This is a genomic window from Pseudomonas fluorescens group sp., from assembly GCF_020093335.1.
In the GTDB taxonomy this organism is placed as follows: domain Bacteria; phylum Pseudomonadota; class Gammaproteobacteria; order Pseudomonadales; family Pseudomonadaceae; genus Aquipseudomonas; species Aquipseudomonas petroselini.
The window spans coordinates 15,375-32,792 of the sequence record NZ_JAIOKW010000028.1 but is presented as its reverse complement, the minus strand read 5'-3'; the positions used below and the strand labels follow the sequence as shown (position 1 = coordinate 32,792).

At 61.9% G+C, this 17,418-nt stretch carries 15 protein-coding genes; 6 read left to right on the top strand and 9 right to left on the bottom strand.

Annotated elements, in window-relative coordinates; genetic code table 11:
- Positions 1-13 precede the first annotated feature (13 nt).
- A complete protein-coding gene (locus K7431_RS22885) occupies positions 14-961 on the bottom strand; it encodes a LysR substrate-binding domain-containing protein (RefSeq protein ID WP_012722379.1) in 948 nt (315 codons plus the stop codon).
- Positions 962-1,098: 137 nt separating this feature from the next.
- Here K7431_RS22885 and K7431_RS22880 point away from each other — a divergent pair, with 137 nt between their 5' ends.
- The 3 genes from K7431_RS22880 to K7431_RS22870 all read left to right on the top strand — a co-directional run bounded on the left by K7431_RS22880 (position 1,099) and on the right by K7431_RS22870 (position 4,437).
- Positions 1,099-2,475, top strand: a complete 1,377-nt coding sequence (locus K7431_RS22880) for an L-serine ammonia-lyase (RefSeq protein WP_012722378.1) — start codon at positions 1,099-1,101, stop codon at positions 2,473-2,475.
- 62 nt (positions 2,476-2,537) lie between these two features.
- Positions 2,538-3,824 (top strand): serine/threonine transporter, encoded by a 1,287-nt coding sequence (locus K7431_RS22875; RefSeq protein WP_012722377.1) that lies wholly within the window; start codon positions 2,538-2,540, stop codon positions 3,822-3,824.
- 298 nt (positions 3,825-4,122) lie between these two features.
- Entirely contained in the window at positions 4,123-4,437 is a 315-nt protein-coding gene (locus tag K7431_RS22870; RefSeq protein WP_012722376.1) for a DUF3509 domain-containing protein, read from the top strand.
- On the opposite strand, the gene K7431_RS22865 is transcribed toward K7431_RS22870, so the two are convergent.
- Complete coding sequence (locus K7431_RS22865; RefSeq protein WP_012722375.1) at positions 4,434-4,922, bottom strand: phosphate-starvation-inducible protein PsiE; 489 nt, start codon at positions 4,920-4,922, stop codon at positions 4,434-4,436. The two genes, K7431_RS22870 and K7431_RS22865, sit on opposite strands and share 4 nt — an antisense overlap.
- 372 nt (positions 4,923-5,294) lie before the next feature.
- On the opposite strand from K7431_RS22865, the gene K7431_RS22860 reads away from it, so the two are divergent.
- On the top strand, positions 5,295-5,555 hold the full coding sequence (locus K7431_RS22860; RefSeq protein WP_012722374.1) for a YebG family protein: 261 nt from the start codon (positions 5,295-5,297) through the stop codon (positions 5,553-5,555).
- Positions 5,556-5,609: 54 nt separating this feature from the next.
- Here K7431_RS22860 and K7431_RS22855 read toward each other — a convergent pair whose 3' ends face one another.
- Positions 5,610-6,629 (bottom strand): Glu/Leu/Phe/Val dehydrogenase family protein, encoded by a 1,020-nt coding sequence (locus tag K7431_RS22855; protein WP_043204825.1) that lies wholly within the window; start codon positions 6,627-6,629, stop codon positions 5,610-5,612.
- 186 nt (positions 6,630-6,815) lie between these two features.
- Between K7431_RS22855 and K7431_RS22850 the strand changes: the two genes are divergently transcribed.
- Positions 6,816-7,619 carry a SirB1 family protein gene (locus tag K7431_RS22850; protein ID WP_012722372.1) on the top strand — a complete coding sequence of 268 codons (804 nt, stop codon included), beginning with the start codon at positions 6,816-6,818 and terminating at the stop codon, positions 7,617-7,619.
- 40 nt (positions 7,620-7,659) lie between these two features.
- Here K7431_RS22850 and K7431_RS22845 read toward each other — a convergent pair whose 3' ends face one another.
- The 4 genes from K7431_RS22845 to hmgA all read right to left on the bottom strand — a co-directional run bounded on the left by K7431_RS22845 (position 7,660) and on the right by hmgA (position 12,486).
- Entirely contained in the window at positions 7,660-9,030 is a 1,371-nt protein-coding gene (locus tag K7431_RS22845) for an MFS transporter (RefSeq protein ID WP_012722371.1), read from the bottom strand.
- A 233-nt stretch (positions 9,031-9,263) separates the two neighbouring features.
- Positions 9,264-9,899, bottom strand: a complete 636-nt coding sequence (maiA, locus tag K7431_RS22840) for a maleylacetoacetate isomerase (RefSeq protein WP_012722370.1) — start codon at positions 9,897-9,899, stop codon at positions 9,264-9,266.
- A gap of 12 nt (positions 9,900-9,911) precedes the next feature.
- Positions 9,912-11,198 carry a fumarylacetoacetase gene (fahA, locus tag K7431_RS22835; RefSeq protein ID WP_012722369.1) on the bottom strand — a complete coding sequence of 429 codons (1,287 nt, stop codon included), beginning with the start codon at positions 11,196-11,198 and terminating at the stop codon, positions 9,912-9,914.
- Positions 11,199-11,202: 4 nt separating this feature from the next.
- A complete protein-coding gene (gene hmgA / locus K7431_RS22830; RefSeq protein ID WP_012722368.1) occupies positions 11,203-12,486 on the bottom strand; it encodes a homogentisate 1,2-dioxygenase in 1,284 nt (427 codons plus the stop codon).
- Positions 12,487-12,606: 120 nt separating this feature from the next.
- On the opposite strand from hmgA, the gene K7431_RS22825 reads away from it, so the two are divergent.
- Positions 12,607-13,386: an IclR family transcriptional regulator gene (locus K7431_RS22825; protein WP_012722367.1), complete on the top strand. Its 780-nt coding sequence runs from the start codon at positions 12,607-12,609 to the stop codon at positions 13,384-13,386.
- A gap of 1 nt (position 13,387) precedes the next feature.
- Here K7431_RS22825 and dacB read toward each other — a convergent pair whose 3' ends face one another.
- Both dacB and K7431_RS22815 read right to left on the bottom strand, forming a co-directional pair.
- Positions 13,388-14,845, bottom strand: a complete 1,458-nt coding sequence (gene dacB / locus K7431_RS22820) for a D-alanyl-D-alanine carboxypeptidase/D-alanyl-D-alanine endopeptidase (RefSeq protein WP_043204822.1) — start codon at positions 14,843-14,845, stop codon at positions 13,388-13,390.
- Positions 14,846-14,940: 95 nt separating this feature from the next.
- A complete protein-coding gene (locus K7431_RS22815; protein ID WP_012722365.1) occupies positions 14,941-17,361 on the bottom strand; it encodes a TonB-dependent siderophore receptor in 2,421 nt (806 codons plus the stop codon).
- Positions 17,362-17,418 lie beyond the last annotated feature (57 nt).

Sequence of the window (17,418 nt, the reverse complement as noted above, 5' to 3'; positions counted from 1 at the left end):
CGCTCAGCCAACCTTACAATTGCCCCTCTCCCAACGGGTGCAATCCGCGGAAAATCCCTGCTTCCTCCACCAGCCAATCATGCACCGCGCGCACGCCCGGATGGCTCAGTGCACCCGGCGCATAGAGCAGCACGTAGCGTTTGTGATTGGGCACGGCCAGGCCGAACGGCACGATCAAGGTGCCGCGCTCCAATTCATCGTTGAGCAAGGTGCGCCGCGCGATGGCCACGCCCATGCCGGCAATGGCCGCCTCGATGGTCAGGTGGTTGCGATTGAACGTATGCCCACGGCGCACGTCGGCGTCGTGATAGCCGATGGCATTCAGGTAGAACTCCCACTCTGCGTACTCATAACTCCCACGCCAGGCGGTAATGTCGTGCAGCAACGGGAAATGCACCAGGTCGGCCGGGCCATGCAACGGTGGCCTGCCGCGTAGAAGGCTCGGGGCGCACACCGGGAAGATCTGCTCGTCGAGCAAGGCTGTGGATAACAGGCCGGGGTAGCTGCCGTCGTTCAAGTCGATGGCCAGGTCGAAATCGCCCTCATGCAGAGCGATGCTGCTGTCCTCGGCAACCATGCGCAATTGGATATCCGGAAAGCGTTGCTGCAAGCGCGGCAAACGCGGGGTCAGCCACTTGCCGAGAAACGACGGGATCGAACGCAGCCGCAACGTGCCGCTGATCATCCCCGCGTCCAAGCGCTGCAGTTCAGCATCGATGCTGCCGTAGGCCTCACCCACCGTCGTCGCCAAACGCTGCCCCTCGGCACTCAGCTCTACCCCACGCGCGCGTCGATGAAACAAACGGAAACCCAATCGCTCCTCCAGCTGGCGGATCTGCTGGCTCACCGCACCCGGCGTGATGTGCAGTTCTTCGGCGCAGCGCGTAAACGACAAATGCCGCGCAGCGCAGGAAAAAACGTGCAGCCAGACATACGTCTGGCCATGAAGGGGCCGGGTCATAGCGTTTAGTCCTGCTAAAGGGTGTCTTAGGATAATTCGTTGGTCAGTGCCGATCCAGAGGCTCAGTATCGCGCCAATTCCGCTCGCTCTACAAAACATGGCAGCGATTTCTACTCCATTGCTTGTAAGGCTTTAGCATGGCTATCAGCGTTTTTGATCTATTCAAAGTGGGCATTGGCCCCTCCAGCTCCCACACCGTCGGCCCCATGCGGGCGGCGGCGACCTTCGCCAAAGCCCTGATCGACCAACAATTGCTGACCGATACCCGCCGCGTGGAAGTGCGCCTGTACGGCTCACTGTCCGCCACCGGTGTCGGCCACGCCACCGACCGCGCCTGCGTGATGGGGCTTATGGGCGAATGGCCAGATCAGGTCGATCCGAGCTCGATCAATCCCCGCATCCAGCAATTGCACGAGTCCGGCCGTCTGCTACTCGCAGGCACACAAGACATTGCCTTCAACTGGCACACAGACCTCCTGCTGCTGGACGAGAGCCTGCCCTACCACCCCAACGCCATGTCCCTGCACGCCTATGGCGAAAATGGCCTGTTGAGTGAGCAAACCTATTACTCGGTGGGCGGCGGTTTCATCATCGAAGCGGCAGAAGCCGCCTCCGGCATTGCGCCGACCAGCGATGTTGATTTGCCCTACGACTTTTCCAGCGCCGTGGAGCTGCTGGCCTTGTGCAACAAGCATGGCTTGCGGGTTTCCGAACTGATGATGGCCAACGAACGCGCTTGGCGCAGCGACGCCGACATCCGCAGCGGCTTGCTGCATATCTGGTCGGTGATGCGCGAATGCGTGGAGCAAGGCCTGCGCGATGAAGGCATCCTGCCAGGTGGCCTGGACGTGCCACGCCGCGCGGCAAAACTGCACCGCAGCCTGCTGGAAATCGGCAAGCCGAATGTGATCACCTCAACCTTGTCGGCGATGGAATGGGTCAACCTCTTCGCCCTCGCCGTCAACGAGGAAAATGCCGCCGGCGGGCGCATGGTCACCGCACCGACCAATGGCGCCGCCGGGATCATCCCGGCCGTGCTGCATTACTACATGAAGTTCAACGCCGACGCGTCTGACGACGACGTAGTCAATTTCTTCCTGGCCGCTGCTGCCGTCGGCATTCTCTGCAAGAAAAATGCCTCGATCTCCGGTGCCGAAGTCGGCTGCCAGGGCGAGGTCGGTTCGGCCTGCGCCATGGCCGCTGCGGGGTTGGCCGACATCCTCGGCGCCACCCCCGAGCAATTGGAAAACGCCGCCGAAATCGGCCTGGAGCACAACCTCGGCCTCACCTGCGACCCGGTCGGCGGCTTGGTGCAAGTACCGTGCATCGAGCGCAACGCCATCGCGGCAGTCAAGGCGATCAACGCCACGCAAATGGCCCTGCGCGGTGACGGCAAACACTTCATTTCCCTCGACCGGGTGATCCGCACCATGCGCGATACCGGTGCCGACATGCATGACAAATACAAAGAAACTTCACGGGGCGGCCTGGCGGTCAGCTGGGTGGAGTGCTGATCGGAGCACTGCTACCCGCCCCAAACGTGAGCCCGCGCAAAAATAATAACGAGGCAATAACGATGACCGATGTACGTACACCTGCTGCCGAAAATCCTGTTTCAGACAACACCGTGACCACCGGCTGGACCCAACACGACACCACCTGGATGCTGGGCCTCTACGGCACCGCCATCGGTGCCGGCACCCTGTTCTTGCCGATCAATGCCGGCGTCGGCGGTTTCTGGCCGCTGATCGTGCTGGCACTGCTGGCCTTCCCCATGACCTTCTTCGCCCACCGTGGGCTGACGCGTTTTGTGCTGTCGGGCAAATCCGGCGACATCACCGAAGTGGTCGAAGAACACTTCGGCGTCGGCGCCGGCAAACTGATCACCCTGCTGTATTTCTTTGCGATCTTCCCGATCCTGTTGGTGTACAGCGTGGCGCTGACCAACACCCTCGGCAGTTTCATGGAACACCAACTGCACATGGCCCCGCCGCCTCGGGCGATCCTGTCGCTGGTGCTGATCCTCGGACTGATGGCCATTGTGCGCTGCGGCCAGGGCGTGATCGTCAAGGCCATGAGCGTGCTGGTGTACCCGTTCGTTGCCGCCCTGTTGCTGCTGGCCGTGAGCCTGGTCCCCAACTGGAACGGTGCGTTCTTCGCCTCTGCCAGCGAGGGCATGCCGCTGCCGATGTTCTTCAAGACCTTGTGGCTGGCGATCCCGGTCATGGTGTTTTCGTTCAACCATTCGCCGATCATCTCCGCGTTCGCCGTCGACCAGAAACGCGTGTACGGCCCGCAGGCCGAGCGCAAAAGCAGCGGCATCCTCGCCACCGCCCACGGCATGATGGTGCTGACCGTGATGTTCTTCTGCTTCAGTTGTGTACTGGCGTTGTCGCCGGCCGACCTGGCAGCGGCCAAGGCCCAGAACATCTCGATCCTGTCGTACCTGGCCAACCACTTCCAGACCCCGGTGATCGCCTACGCCGCGCCGTTGATCGCGCTGGTGGCCATCACCAAATCCTTCCTCGGCCACTACATCGGCGCGAGCGAAGGCTTCCAAGGCCTGATCGTCAAATCCCTGCGCGGGCGTAACCGTTCGATGTCGTCCAAATGGCTGGAACGCTGCACCGCGCTGTTTATGGTGTTGACGTGCTGGGCCGTGGCGACTTTCAACCCGAGTATCTTGGGCATGATCGAGACCATGGGCGGGCCGATCATCGCGTGCCTGCTGTTCTTGATGCCGATGTACGCGATCCGCCGCGTGCCCTCTCTACGCCAGTATTCGGGTCAGCTGTCGAATGTGTTTGTGGTGGTGATTGGGTTGATTGCGCTGTCTGCGATCGTTTTCTCGGTACTGCCCTGAAACAGGTCACCGATCTCAAACGCAACCCAAAACAACGGTGGGAAGGGGCTTGTTCCCGATGGCGGTGTGTCAGCCAATGAATGCTCGGCGGAAAGACTGCTATCGGGGGCAAGCCCCCTCCCACATTGGAATCGCACTGTCTGAAAGATCTCTGTACGGCACGCCCCTTGCTGTACAGCATTGAAGCAAACGGATCTTGTGAAGCTTCAGCGACGGAGTGGCCGGTGGTCAGGAGACGCGAACTAAACCCGACACCGGTCGTCAATGACTGCATGTTCTTATCAGGCGGTAACGCACCATGGACAATCCTTTTCAGATCATCACCGACACGTTCACGCCAGAATATCGTGTCAACTTGAGCATCCAACGGCTGGACGGCAGCATCATGCTGACCCTCTCCAACGAGCAAGGTGTGGTAGCCAAACGCATGATCAGCGCCGAACAACGCAATGATCCAAAGCGGCTGAAGCGTCTGGTGCAGAGTATCCAATTCGGCATCGCCATCGAGCAGGGTCACAGCGCCATGGAAATCCTGGCGGTGATGACGGATGGCGATCACAAAGTACTACAGCGCCCGCCCAACCGCCCCCTGCCCTTCAGTGTCGGGCTTTAAAGCTCACCTTTCTCGGTTTCCAGGCTCGCTTCGCCCTTGCGGCGCGGGCCTTCTACCTTCACGGAGGGGAACGACGACGACGCATAGCGCACCACCAGGATCGCAAACGCCAAGAGCAGAATCCCGCCGCACAGGTAGATGATGCCGATGTCGGGTGGATTGTGGTGGGACACGTTGGAAATCAGCAGACGCGTCAGCGCGGTGATTGCCACGTAGATCAGAAAGCGCACCGGCATGTGGTTGGTCTTGAAATAAATCCCGACCATCGCGCCCAATTCCAGGTAGATGAACAGCAGCAAGATGTCATCGATCTTGATATGCCCATTCTCGAGCATCCCCAGAAACTCCATCACCGCCGCCCACGCGGTCACCGCACCAATGGCGAACAGCGCCAGGTAGTGGAACGACTCGACAAACAGATTGCCCAGGGACTCGGCCAGACCATGTACTTGCTGGCGCAGCCTTTCGGCCCAGTTGATTTTCACGATGATGCTTCCTTAGGTCGACTCGACCGGATAATGCGGGTTGGACGTGACGGTTGTTCTGCATGCAGAAAAAAGGCCAGGGCTGGGAAATGAGATGGTGGCAGCATGACATGAGACACAGATTCATTAAGTGGCACATAACCTGTGGCGAGGGAGCTTGCTCCCGTTGGGGGTCACATTGAAGAGGGTGTCACCGTAGGATTACCCGGCAACCTCGCCGTGTTGTCAGAAATTTCCGTTGTAGCAAACCTCTATTTCCCGACTACATTAAAAAACTGCTACCCAAACCCCACGGTTTGGCTTACTCTTTTCACTGTATATGAATACAGTAGTAGCGAAAGACAACTATCGTGAAGGCATGTGAGGTGGTGAATGGCCGTCGAAGTGGTATACCGCAGCAGCCGAGATCTGGAGCGTTTGTTCATGGATAAAGCCGAAGCTGACCGTCATGACAAGATGCTTGAACTCGCTGAGTTGCTGGCAGAAGTGTTGCAAAAAGCCGTGCCGTCCCTGAGCGAGCAGCAGGTGGAAGAAGCCGGGATCTACATGGCGAAGAACCGCGATGTATTTGCCAAGGCGTTCAAGAGTCAGCCGGACGCGTTGTCCGAGTTGCTGAACGCACCGGCGGAATAAAGCCCGAATTGAACAGGCCCTGAATCATCGATTCAGGGCCTTTTTAATAACCGGCTATTGGTAAAGCAGGCGCTCGGCCAATTCATCCGCGACCCGTGCGGGCGAGCGTTTTTCGGCTTGGGCGTGGGCGAAGATTTCCGTGAGGCGCGTGCCGATGTTGGATAAGTGCGCGGTGATGGTCGGCAGTTCTGCCCCGCTGTGTTTGAGCGCGACGTAGATCAGGCCGCCCGAGTTGATGACGTAGTCAGGGGCGTAGAGGATGCCGCGCCCTTCCAGTTGGTCAGCCACTTGCAGGTTGGTCAATTGCGCACTGGCGGAACCGGCCACGGCAGCGCAGCGCAGTTGGCCGACGCTCTGGCGGTTGAACACGGCCCCGAGGCCGCAGGGCGCGAGGATGTCGCACGGGGTGCTGAGCAAGGCGTCGTTGGCGATGGGGTGCGCGCCCAGTTGCTCCATGGCCAACTGCACCTTGCCGTGGTCGATGTCGCTGACCAGCAGTTCGGCACCCGCGGCGTGCAGTTGTTCGGCCAGGGCGTAACCGACGTTACCGAGGCCCTGGATGGCGACGCGCAAACCTTCTAGGTTGTCGCTGCCCAGGCGGGCCATGGCGGTGGTGCGGATGCCGGCGAAAACGCCCATGGCGGCATGGGGCGAAGGGTCGCCTGCCGCGCTGGTGCTGGTGACGAAGCGGGTGTGCTGGGCGATGCAGTCCATGTCGGCCACCGAGGTGCCGCTGTCGGTGGCGGTGATGTAGCGGCCGTCGAGTTGCTCGATACAACGGCCGAATGCTTCAAACAGTGCCGCGCGGTTTTCCACATGGCCGGGGCGCAGGATCACCGCCGTACCGCCGCCCACCGGCAAACCGGCCAATGCCGCCTTGTAGCTCATGCCTTGGGCCAGGCGCGCAGCGTCGGCCACGGCACTTTCGTCGTCGGGGTAGGAGAGATAGCGACAACCGCCGAGAGCAGGCCCCAGGCGGCTGTTATGGATGGCGATGACCGCCTTCAGCCCGGTAGCCGGGTCGACGCTCAAGTGCAGCGATTCAAGGCGGGTGCTGTGCATGAGAGCAAACATCGTCAAGCTCCCGAATCACTTCTGGTAGTGGGCCAAGTATAGGCTTGCGGCAGAAACCTGCCGAAATACGCTGGAATAAGCCGCTCGATTTCGCAGGCCTTGCGACATAAGCACACAGGTTATCGCCTAAGCCACTGGACGAAAATTCCCAGCAAGGCTAAAACGGGGCATCCGCCGGAGAATGCAATGAACCCCCGCAAAGCCTTTTTTGCCTGCCTGGAACGCTCCCCCCCTGCGCTGTTTGAAGCCGCGCTGTGGATAGCCGCCGAGCATGACCCGGCAGTGCAGCCATTGCTGATCCTGCAGGAGCTGACGTTGCTGCAACAGCAGGTGAGCCTCGGCATGCCCATGGTGCCGGCGGATGAACTGGGCCAGACGTTGTTGCGGCGCATGAATGACTTGGGGTTTGCCCAGGATGAGTTCACGCCACTGCGCCCCGCTGCCGCGCTGCTGGACAAGGTCTTGCAGCGCAAACGCGGACAACCCTTGGCCATGGGGCTGATCGCCCTTGAGTTGGCACGACGCCTGGATATCCCCATGGTCGGCGTGAATTTCCCCGGCCACTTTCTACTGCGGGTCCCCGGCGCCGATCACCTTCTGGACCCGTGCGGCGGCCGACGCCTGTACCCCAATGATTGCCGTGACCTGCTGCAACGCCAATACGGCCCCAACCTCAAGTTGCAGGCCGACCACCTGCACACCGCCGATCCACGTTCGATCCTGCAGCGGTTGTCACGCAACCTGCGGCAATTGCACCTGGCCAACGACGCCCCGCTTGAAGCCTTGGTCGACGCCGAGCGCGTGCTGGAGCTGGGCAATGCCAGTGCCGCCGATTACCTGGCACGGGCCAGCCTGTACCAGCGCCTGGACTGCCCCAACGCCGAGCGTTTTGACTTGGAACACGCGCTGATGCTCAGCGAAGACCCGATCCAACGCCTGCGCCTGACCGAGCGCCTGGGGCATTTGCCGCCCAATTCAGTGGTGCACTGACGCCCGATTCTCGAGCGCTTCCACGCTGATTGACGCTGGCTCAGTGATTGCCCGGCGCCTTGAAAATATCGCCCGGCAGCAAGGCGTTCGGCCTCACACCGCCAGGCGAACGCACCTGGATAATCAACAACGCCGCGATCACCGCCGGTATCGCGCAAAAGAAAAAAATCTGCTCCACCGGGATATGCATCGCCAGCAGTATGCTGCCAAACAGCGGCCCCAGGATCGAGCCAAACCGCCCCACGCCCAACGCCCAGCCCGTTCCGGTAGCGCGTACGTGCGCCGGGTAGAAATTGCTGGCAAAGGCGTTGAGGGTCAGCTGGCCACCGATGATGCAAAACCCTGCCGCAAACACGCAGGCCACCAGGTAGCGCGGGTTGTCATGGTTGAGACCGAGCAGAATGGTGCACACCGCCGCCGTCGCCATCACGCCGGACAGGAGGCGCACTTTGCTTTGCAAGCGGTCGGCGAACCAGGCCATGCCGATGGCCCCCAAGGTGCCGGCGAACAGGAACATCGACGTCACCAGGTTGGCTTCTTTCAACGCCAGCCCGCTTTCCAACAGCAGCGACGGCAACCAACTGATCATGAAATACAGCAGGATCAAGCTGACAAAAAAGGTCGCCCAGATCAGCAGCGTCGGACGCGCATAGCCATTGCGGAACAACTCCACGACGGTCAGTTTGCTACCCTGCTCCTGCTGGCTCTCGGCCTCGCTCGCCGGCGGCGCTTGCCAGCCGGGCAGCATGCGTGACGTCACGGCCTGCAGCCGCGCATACGGCGGCGCATCTCGCAGCAAGCGCGGCAAGGATTCCGGCAACCACCGCACAAGAAACGGGAACAACAGCAGCGGCGTTACGCCACCTGCCAAAAACACTGCCTGCCACCCGAAGCCTTCGATAAACCCCGCCGCCACAAACCCACCCGCTGCCCCACCAAACGAGAAGCCACAGGCCGCCAGGGTCACCATTAACGTGCGCAGGCGCGGTGGGGAGTAGTCCGACATCAATGCCATGGCACTGGGCATGGCGCCCCCCATGCCGATACCGCAGATAAACCTGGCGGCCATCAAGGTGGTCAGTGAGTGGGCGAACACCATCAGCACCGTGAGGCTGGCGTAGATCAGCACGCAGCCAAGCAGGATGCGTCGTACGCCAAAGCGATCCGCCAATGGCGTGACCAGTAGCGAACCCAAGGTCAGCCCAAGCAGGTTGGCGCTGAACACCGGCCCAAATGCGGCCTTTTCCAGCCCCCAATCCTGAGCCAACGCTGGAACTACATACCCCAACACCTGGGCGTCATAGCCATCCGTCACCAGCAACAGTGCCAGCAACAGAAGAATCAACCACTGGTAGCGCGAGACCGGACGAGCGTCGAGTGCCGCGCGAAAGCTGGCAATCTGATTGAGCATCGCAAAGTACCTATTATTTTTATAAGGGTGGCGCAGGTCAAAATGTGGGAGGGGGCAAGCCCTAATGCCAGTCAGTTAAGGGCAAACACTGTACCTGTGGCGAGGGGGCTTGCTCCCGTTGGACTGCGCAGCAGTCCCAGTCTTTTGAAACAAAGAGCTGGGGCCGCTTCGCGGCCCAACGGGAGCAAGCTCCCTCGCCACAGGTTATTTTTTGCCCCCTCCCACATTGGGTCCTAAGGCGTGTCAGGTTGATTGGCGGGGTGTGCCTGCACAAATGCTGGATGCTGTGCCGCCAACGCCGCCACCCGTCCGATGCGCGGGTACGCCGCCAATGGCACCTTGAAGCGCTCGGCCGCATACAACTGCGGAATCAGGAACGCGTCGCCCAGCCCCGGCTGGTCGCCGAAGCAATACCCCTGATCGCCGATCAATTGTTCCACCGCGCCCAATCCCTGGCTGATCCAATGGCCAATCCATTCCAGCACCTTTGCCTCGTCATGCCCCCACTGACGCAGCAGGTTCTGGGTACTGGAGTTGTGCAGCGGGTGAATATCGCAGCCGATGATCGACGCCACCGCACGCGCATGGGCACGGGCCGCAAGGTCGTTGGAGAGCAACGGCACCTGTGGATAACGCTCCTCCAGGTATTCGATGATCGCCAGCGACTGGATCAACAGCTCACCCTCATCGGTGCGCAAGGCAGGCACACGTCCTTGCGGGTTGATCGCCAAATACTCGGGTTGGCGATTGGCACCGCCCGCCGGCACCAGCAGGTTGACCGGCACGGCAGTGAAATCCAGGCCCTTGAGCGCCAAGGCGATGCGAACCCGGTACGACGCGGTGGAACGGTAGTAGGTATAGAGTTCCATCCCCCTCTCCTTCTAGCGCGCCGCGACCACAGTGCCGCGGCATTCGCCGAAGCCGATAGAGGCAAAACCTTCACGACTGCAGCGAGCGCGCAGGATGACTTCATCGCCGTCTTCGAGGAACTTGCGCACCTCGCCGGAGGGCAATTCGACGGCCTTTTTTCCGCCTTCGGTCATTTCCAACAGGCTGCCGAACTGACCGGCTTGCGGCCCCGACAAAGTCCCCGTACCCAACAGGTCACCGGCCTGCAGCTGGCAACCGTTGACGCTGTGGTGCGCGACCAATTGCGCGGCGGTCCAGTACATATGCAGGCTGTTGCTCAAGGCCAGGCGATAGGCCGGCAGGTTTTGCTCACGCATGGCGGCCGTGGTCAGCAGGACTTCCAATTCGATATCCAGGGCACCCGCTGCCTGGTCGCGTTGATCCAGCAGGTACGACAGCGGCTGCGGGTCACCTTCAGGCCGCGCCGGTTGCGCTGTGCGGAACGGCTCAAGTGCCTCGACCGTCACCACCCACGGTGAAATGGTGGTGATAAAGCTTTTCGACAGGAACGGCCCCAGCGGCTGGTACTCCCAGGCCTGGATATCCCGTGCCGACCAGTCATTGAGCAGGCAGAAACCGGCGATATGTTCAGCCGCGTCACCAATGGCAATCGAATCGCCCATCTCATTGCCCTGGCCGATCCAGACGCCCAGTTCCAACTCGTAGTCCAGGCGTGCACACGGACCGAAGATCGGTTCGGCCTGGCCGGCGGGCAAGGTCTGGCCCTTGGGGCGGCGCACATCGGTGCCCGAGGGACGGATGGTCGACGCGCGACCGTGGTAGCCAATCGGCACGTACTTGTAGTTGGGCAGCAGAGGGTTGTCGGGGCGGAACAGTTTGCCGACGTTCTGCGCGTGCTCGATACCGACGTAGAAGTCGGTGTAGTCATTGATCCGCGCCGGTACGTGCATCTGGCAATCGGCAGCACGGTGCAACACGTGCGCTTCACGCGCCTGCAGTGTGCTGCCTTCGGCCAACAACGTCAGCAAGCGCTCGCGCAATGCCACGCGCGGGCCACGGCCCAGTTCGAAAAAGGCGTTCAGTTGGCCACCGGCGGTCGCCTCGACGGCGCGACGGGCGTCACCGTCGAACGCATCGATCGCGGCGTGCAGGTCCAGGATCGAGTCGCCAATCGCCACGCCAGCGCGCGGTGCGGAGCCGTTGACGCTGAACACGCCCAACGGCAGGTTCTGCAGCGGAAAATCGGTGTGACCATTCGCGGAGGCCACCCAGCTGCGGGTGAGTGTTGGCTGCGTCATGGGTTTATCTCCGGTTCGGGTTGAAGGTGGCGGGCAACGAGGCCCAGCACGCGTCATAAGTGTTTTGCAGTTGCGGGCAGTCCAAGGCGAACTGGGTCGGGCGCAGCACTTGGCTGGTCTCGAACATAAAGGCCATGGTGTTATCGATCTTGTGCGGCGCCAGCGCCACGTTGATGGCCTTGGTGCAGGTTTCGCCGTCCGGGCCGTGGGCGCTCATGCAGCTGTGCAGCGACGCGCCGCCGGGCACGAAGCCTTCGGCCTTGGCGTCGTAGGCACCTTGGATCAGGCCCATGTACTCGTTCATCAGGTTGCGATGGAACCACGGCGGACGGAAGGTGTTCTCGGCCACCATCCAGCGCGGCGGAAAGATCACGAAGTCGAGGTTGGCCAGGCCGTGGGTGCTGGTGGGCGAGGTCAATACCGTGAAGATCGACGGGTCCGGGTGGTCGAAGCTCACGGTGCCTATCGTGTTGAAGCGGCGCAGGTCGTATTTGTAGGGCACGTTGTTGCCGTGCCAGGCGACCACATTGAGCGGGGAATGATCCAGCTCGCAGGCCCAAAGTTCGCCGAGGAACTTCTGTACCAGCGTTGTCGGTTGTTTCAGGTCTTCGTAGTGGGCGACCGGGGTCAGGAAGTCGCGCGGGTTGGCCAGGCCGTTGCTGCCGATGGGCCCCAGGTCCGGCAGGCGCAGTGGGGCACCGTGGTTCTCGGCGACGTAGCCGCGCGCTTGCGCATCCAGCAGTTCGACGCGGAATTTGAGGCCGCGCGGCAGCACGATGATTTCCAGCGGCTCGACTTCCAGCACGCCCAATTCAGTCGCGATACGCAGACGGCCCTGTTCGGGAACGATCAACCATTCGCCATCGGCATTGAAGAACACCCGCTCCATCGAACGATTGGCGCGGTAGTTGTAGATGCTGATGCCCGAGGGTTTTTCCGACCCGGAATTAGCGACCATCCCTACAAGCCCATCGACAAAGTCAGTCGGCTCACTTGGAATATCCAACGGGTTCCAGCGCAAGCGATTCGGCGTCACCGCCCCCAACGGCCCACCGACCAACTGCCGTTCAAGCTTGATAAACGCTGGGTGATTGGCCGACGGCTGAATGCGGTACAGCCAGGTGCGCCGGGCTTCACTGCGCGCCATGGTGAACGCCGTGCCGGAGAACAGTTCGGTGTACAGCCCATAGGGCGCTTTTTGTGGGGAGTTCTGGCCGACTGGCAGTGCGCCGACCAGGGCTTCGCTGGCGAACTCATTGCCGAAGCCCGACAGGTATTCGAGGTTCATGGATCATCCTCTGTACGGAAGTTGTTTTTATCGTAATCCAGTTACGCATAACGTAATTTGATCACTAACGACCGTCAAGCTATAAAGACGCCCATTCATCTCTCGGATTCTCGCCCCTCCATGGAAAAGCCCCGCGACACCGGTAAACAGAAAGTCCGCTCGGCCGAAGTGGGCACCGACATCCTCAAGGCCCTGGCCGAACTGTCACCGGCGACCTCGCTTTCACGCCTGGCCGAGCACGTGCAAATGCCGGCCAGCAAGGTGCACCGCTACCTGCAGGCGCTGATCGCCTCAGGTTTCGCCGAACAGAACACCGCCACCAATCACTATGGCCTGGGCCGCGAAGCCTTGCGTGTGGGCCTGGCGGCGCTGGGCAGCATGGACGTGCTCAAGGTCGGCGCGATGCCCCTGGCGGAGTTGCGCGATGAATTGAATGAAACCTGCTTCCTGGCGGTGTGGGGTAACCAGGGCGCGACCGTGGTGCAGATCGAACCGGCGGTGCGTGCGGTGACGGTGGTCACGCAGTTGGGTTCGGTGTTGCCGCTGCTCAGTTCGTCCACCGGGCTGGTGTTCAGTGCGTTCCTGCCGTCGCGGGAAACCGTAGAGCTGCGTGAACGCGAGATCCAGGCCGGCACCGCCCATGCCCTGGCGGACGACCAGGCTTACGCGACCGCCTGCGAACAGATCCGCCGCCGTGGCCTGCACTTTGTGCATGGTTTGCTGATGCCCGGCGTCGATGCGTTGTCGGCGCCAGTGTTCAACGCTGTCGGCCAAGTGGCGGCGGTGATGACCGTGGTCGGCCCCACCTCGTTGTTCCACGCCGATGAAGACGGCCCGGCGGCGCAGCGCTTGCTGGCGGCGACCCAGGCCGTGAGTTGGCGGATGGGGTATCAGCCCTGAGCTAGTCGTGCCATTGGCTCAGTGCCAGTGCCACGCGGTTTTCCAGCGCACGGATGGGCGTGGCGTCACTCACATAGTTATTGCTGATCATTGAAAACACCAGGCGTCGGCCATCGGCGTCGGTGATGTAGCCGCTCAACGAGGAAACCCCGGCCATGGAGCCGGTCTTGGCGTGCAGGTTGTTTTGCGCCGCCGTGCCGCGCAGGCGGTAGCGCAGGCTGCCGCCGGTCATGCGGTCGGGGTCACCGGCGATCGGCAAGGCGTTGTACCAGGCTTCGAACCAGGGCTGCTTGGCTGCGGCCAGCAGCAGGTCGGTCAGGTTCTGCGACGACACCCAGTTACGCCGCGACAGACCCGAACCGTCCACCTGGCTCAGCGTCATCGGGTCCAAACCCTGGCGCCGCATGAAATCCGCAACTGCCGCGACACCGGCCTGCGCCGTACCCGCGTTGGCTGTCTTGCGCCCCATGGCCTTGAGCAACGCCTCGGACATGTTGTTGTTCGACAGTTTGAGCAGCGGCGTGATCAGTTCCTGCAGCGGTGCCGATTGATGCTCGGCCAGCACCCTGGCCGTCGCTGGGCTTGTACCACCGATCACGCGTCGGCCCAGTACCTGGATGCCCTGCTGCGCCAACGCCTGCTCAAACAGATTGGCCACCAGTTGCGTCGGCTCCCACACGCTCACCCACTGCCGGCTTTGTTTGCCTGGCGCCAGCGCACCCGTGAGTTGCAGCAGGTTGGTGCCGTGCTGGCGGGTGATGCCGTAGGTGTTACCGGGACCGCTGACCGCGCGGTTGTTCAGTTGCACATAATCGGTGGACGGGCTCACCACCACGCTCACCGGCTGGCCAACCGCGACGGGCGCCTTCGCCGTGACGAGCAACGTGCCCGCATCAAAATCCGCATTGGGCGACACGGTCAGCGCCGAAATCTGCGCGCCGTAGTAGGTGCTTTCATCGTCCTGGGCCCAGTCCACGCCCAGCCGTTCGGCGTCGAACCAAGTGTCGTCGAAGACAAGATCGCCTTGGACCTGGCGCACACCCTGCCCCGCCAGTTGTGCCGCCAATGCCTGGTAGTCGGCGAATTGCGTGGTCGGGTCGCCCAAGCCGCGCAAATAGAGGTTGCCGCTGAGGCGCTCGCCCTGCTGGGTGCCGTTACCCAGCAGTTGAGTGGAAAACCGGTATTGCGGCCCCAGCACATCCATCGCCGCCGCAGTGGTGAGCAATTTGAGGTTGGACGCAGGAATGACCCGTGTTCGCGGGTTGTGTTGGTAGAGCGTGCTGCCGCTGCGGGCGTCACGCACCATCAGGGAGACAGTGGCGCCGTTGAGCGCCGGGTCGGCCATCAGGTGATCGAGGGTGCCTGGGGTGGAGGTCTGGGAAACACTCGCGCAGCCCCCCAGCAAAAGGCTCAAGCCAACCAGCATGCCGCGGGTGTGTAAGCATTTTCCAAAGTACATCAGTAGCGTTGTCCGCAAAGCTGTCAGTGGCGGCAACGCTACCAGCTCCCTCCCCCTGTGGCGAGCGGGCTTGCCACAAGGCGTCATGTCCTACTTTAGAATTCCAGGGTGCTCGACACCGATACCTGTCGCGCATCGCCCATGGACACAAACAGCCGGCTGGCTGCCGAGGTGTAGTAGACGCGATCAAACATGTTCTTCACGTTGAGTTGGAACTTGACCTTCTGCCCATCAATTTTAGTGTCGTAGGTAGCAAATGCGTCCGCCACGGTATAACCCGGCAAGTTGAAATCGTTGGCCGCATCGCCGGCGCGCTCGCCGACATACCGTGCGCCGGTCCCCACGCGCAGCTGGTCGCCACCAAAGATGTTGCCAAAGTCGTAGGCCACCGACAGCGAGCCGGTGTGCTTGGCCACGTTCTGCAGGCGGTTGCCCTCCAGCGTCGGGTCGTTGTCCTTGATGTCTTCGGCGTCGGTGTAGGCATAACTGCCGATCACGCTCCACTTGTCGGTCAATTGGCCGGTGGCGTCCAGTTCAAGGCCGCGTGAGCGCACCTGGCCGGCAATGCTGTAGATCGTATTCGCGCCGGAACCGACCGACACCAGCACATTGCGCTTGTCGATGGTGAACAGCGCCGCGCTGGCGGTGATGCGCCCAGGGATGTCGAGCTTGGCCCCCAGTTCCCAGGACTTGGATTCCTCAGGCGTGAGGTCGCCGGTCAAGGTGCTGCCATCGTTCAAGGCGGCGATGGTGGAGTTGGGTTTGAACGACTCGGTGTAGCTGCCATAGAACGACAATTCATCGGTGTAGCGATACACCAGGCCCGCACGCGGCACCCAGGCCTGGCCGTTGCCGTTGGTGTTGGCCTTGAACGGTACGCCCTTGCCGGCGTATTGGTCGTACATCTGATAGCGCGCACCGGCGACAAAAATCCACTGGTCGTTGAGGTGGATGGCATCCTGGAAGAACAGCGAGTCGCTGCGCAGCAGGTCGGTCTGGGCGCTGTCGACGGCGCTGACGGTAGTGCCCGCCACTTCATTGCCGTACACCGGGTTGTTGTAGTTGAAGGTGCCCCGCGAGCCCTGGCGAATCAGGTCGGCGCGGTAGATCTTGCGGTATTCGTCATCCAGGCCGAACACCAGGTCATGTTGCATGCCCAGCAGCTTGACCTTGCCTTCCAGGCTGGCCGTGGTGAAACGGTCGGTGGTGATCGCGCCCTGGGTGCCGTCCATTCTGCGGGTCAGGGTGCCGTTGTCATTCACCGCACTCACACGCACTTGGCTGGCGTCGTAGGTTTCGCGGTTCCAGCTGTAGCCGAAATGGGCCTTCCAGTCATCGTTGAGGTCGTGATCGGCTTCAAAGCGGTACAGGTCGGACCGCCCTTCCATGTTGTTGAAGGGTTCATCCAGCCGACGGGTGGCCGGGATGTCCAACGGGTGGTTGGACTTGTCGATGGCGGTGCCACGGTCGAACGGCGTGAGAAACTCGCGGTGCTCGTAGGCGAACAACAGCTTGGTGGTGTCGCCATACCAGGCCAGCGACGGCGCGATCAGGCTCTCGCGGTGGGTGCCGAAGTTGCGCCAGTAATCCTCGTCTTCATGGTCGACGATCAGCCGATAGGCCAGGCCGCTGTCGCCAATCGGGCCGGTGGTGTCTAGGCTGCCGCCGCTACCGTTCTTGCCATCACCGAAGGTGGAGCCGCGCACGGTCAGGGCGGTGGACTGGACCAGCTCAGGCTTTTTGCTGACGATATTCACCACGCCGCCCGGGTCCTGGATGCCGTACAGCAAGGATGCTGGCCCCTTGAGGACTTCGACCCGCTCCGCCGTAGCGTTCAACGCACGCCCCTGCACGATCGGCATGCCATCGCGCATGATCGAACCGTTGCGGTTGTCGCCAAAGCCACGCAGCATCACCGCGTCCTGGGTACTGGCCAGGGTGTTGGCCTGGGTGATGCCACTGATGTTGCCCAGGGCGTCATCCAGGTTGCGCGGGGTCTGGTCGCGCAGCACTTGGGCGGGCACGACGTTGACAGTCTGCGGGGTTTCCAGCAGCAAGCCACCCGAGCGCATCACCGAACTGGTGGGCGGTGGCTGGTAGCTGGTGCTGTCCTGGGCCTGCTGGCCAACGCCGCTGATCGTGGTGGCGCCGAGGTTCACCGCGCCGTCGGTGGGCACCGGCTCAAGGGCCAGGGTACGGGCGTCGATCTGGCGGAAGGTAAAGCCGGTGTTGCTCAGCAACCGTTGCAGGGCCTGGTTTGCGCTCATCTGGCCGCTGACCGCCGGGGCGCTCAGGCCGTAGGGCGCTTCATCGGTGTAGATCACGCTGATTCCAGTGACCCGGCTAAAATCGCTCAGGGCCTGGGGCAGCGGCTTGGCTGCCAGGGCAAAGTTGAACTGGGCGCTTTGCTGCTCCTGCGCCTGCGCCACGCTCAGGGGCAACAACGCCAGCCCCGAGACTGCCAATGCCGAGGCTCCCAGCCACTGTTTTATCCAACCGCCCGCCGTCGACTTCATGCTGTGAGAACCCGTGTAGAAAACGCTGTTAATGCGAATAGATCGCAGTTTCAAGCA

What these genes read in the sequence shown, in the direction of transcription:
- K7431_RS22885 (WP_012722379.1), bottom strand. Translation starts at nt 961, where the DNA reads ATGACCCGGCCCCTTCATGGCCAGACGTATGTCTGGCTGCACGTTTTT.
- K7431_RS22880 (WP_012722378.1), top strand. Translation starts at nt 1,099, where the DNA reads ATGGCTATCAGCGTTTTTGATCTATTCAAAGTGGGCATTGGCCCCTCC.
- K7431_RS22875 (WP_012722377.1), top strand. Translation starts at nt 2,538, where the DNA reads ATGACCGATGTACGTACACCTGCTGCCGAAAATCCTGTTTCAGACAAC.
- K7431_RS22870 (WP_012722376.1), top strand. Translation starts at nt 4,123, where the DNA reads ATGGACAATCCTTTTCAGATCATCACCGACACGTTCACGCCAGAATAT.
- K7431_RS22860 (WP_012722374.1), top strand. Translation starts at nt 5,295, where the DNA reads ATGGCCGTCGAAGTGGTATACCGCAGCAGCCGAGATCTGGAGCGTTTG.
- K7431_RS22855 (WP_043204825.1), bottom strand. Translation starts at nt 6,629, where the DNA reads ATGTTTGCTCTCATGCACAGCACCCGCCTTGAATCGCTGCACTTGAGC.
- K7431_RS22850 (WP_012722372.1), top strand. Translation starts at nt 6,816, where the DNA reads ATGAACCCCCGCAAAGCCTTTTTTGCCTGCCTGGAACGCTCCCCCCCT.
- K7431_RS22845 (WP_012722371.1), bottom strand. Translation starts at nt 9,030, where the DNA reads ATGCTCAATCAGATTGCCAGCTTTCGCGCGGCACTCGACGCTCGTCCG.
- maiA (WP_012722370.1), bottom strand. Translation starts at nt 9,899, where the DNA reads ATGGAACTCTATACCTACTACCGTTCCACCGCGTCGTACCGGGTTCGC.
- fahA (WP_012722369.1), bottom strand. Translation starts at nt 11,198, where the DNA reads ATGACGCAGCCAACACTCACCCGCAGCTGGGTGGCCTCCGCGAATGGT.
- hmgA (WP_012722368.1), bottom strand. Translation starts at nt 12,486, where the DNA reads ATGAACCTCGAATACCTGTCGGGCTTCGGCAATGAGTTCGCCAGCGAA.
- K7431_RS22825 (WP_012722367.1), top strand. Translation starts at nt 12,607, where the DNA reads ATGGAAAAGCCCCGCGACACCGGTAAACAGAAAGTCCGCTCGGCCGAA.
- dacB (WP_043204822.1), bottom strand. Translation starts at nt 14,845, where the DNA reads ATGTACTTTGGAAAATGCTTACACACCCGCGGCATGCTGGTTGGCTTG.
- K7431_RS22815 (WP_012722365.1), bottom strand. Translation starts at nt 17,361, where the DNA reads ATGAAGTCGACGGCGGGCGGTTGGATAAAACAGTGGCTGGGAGCCTCG.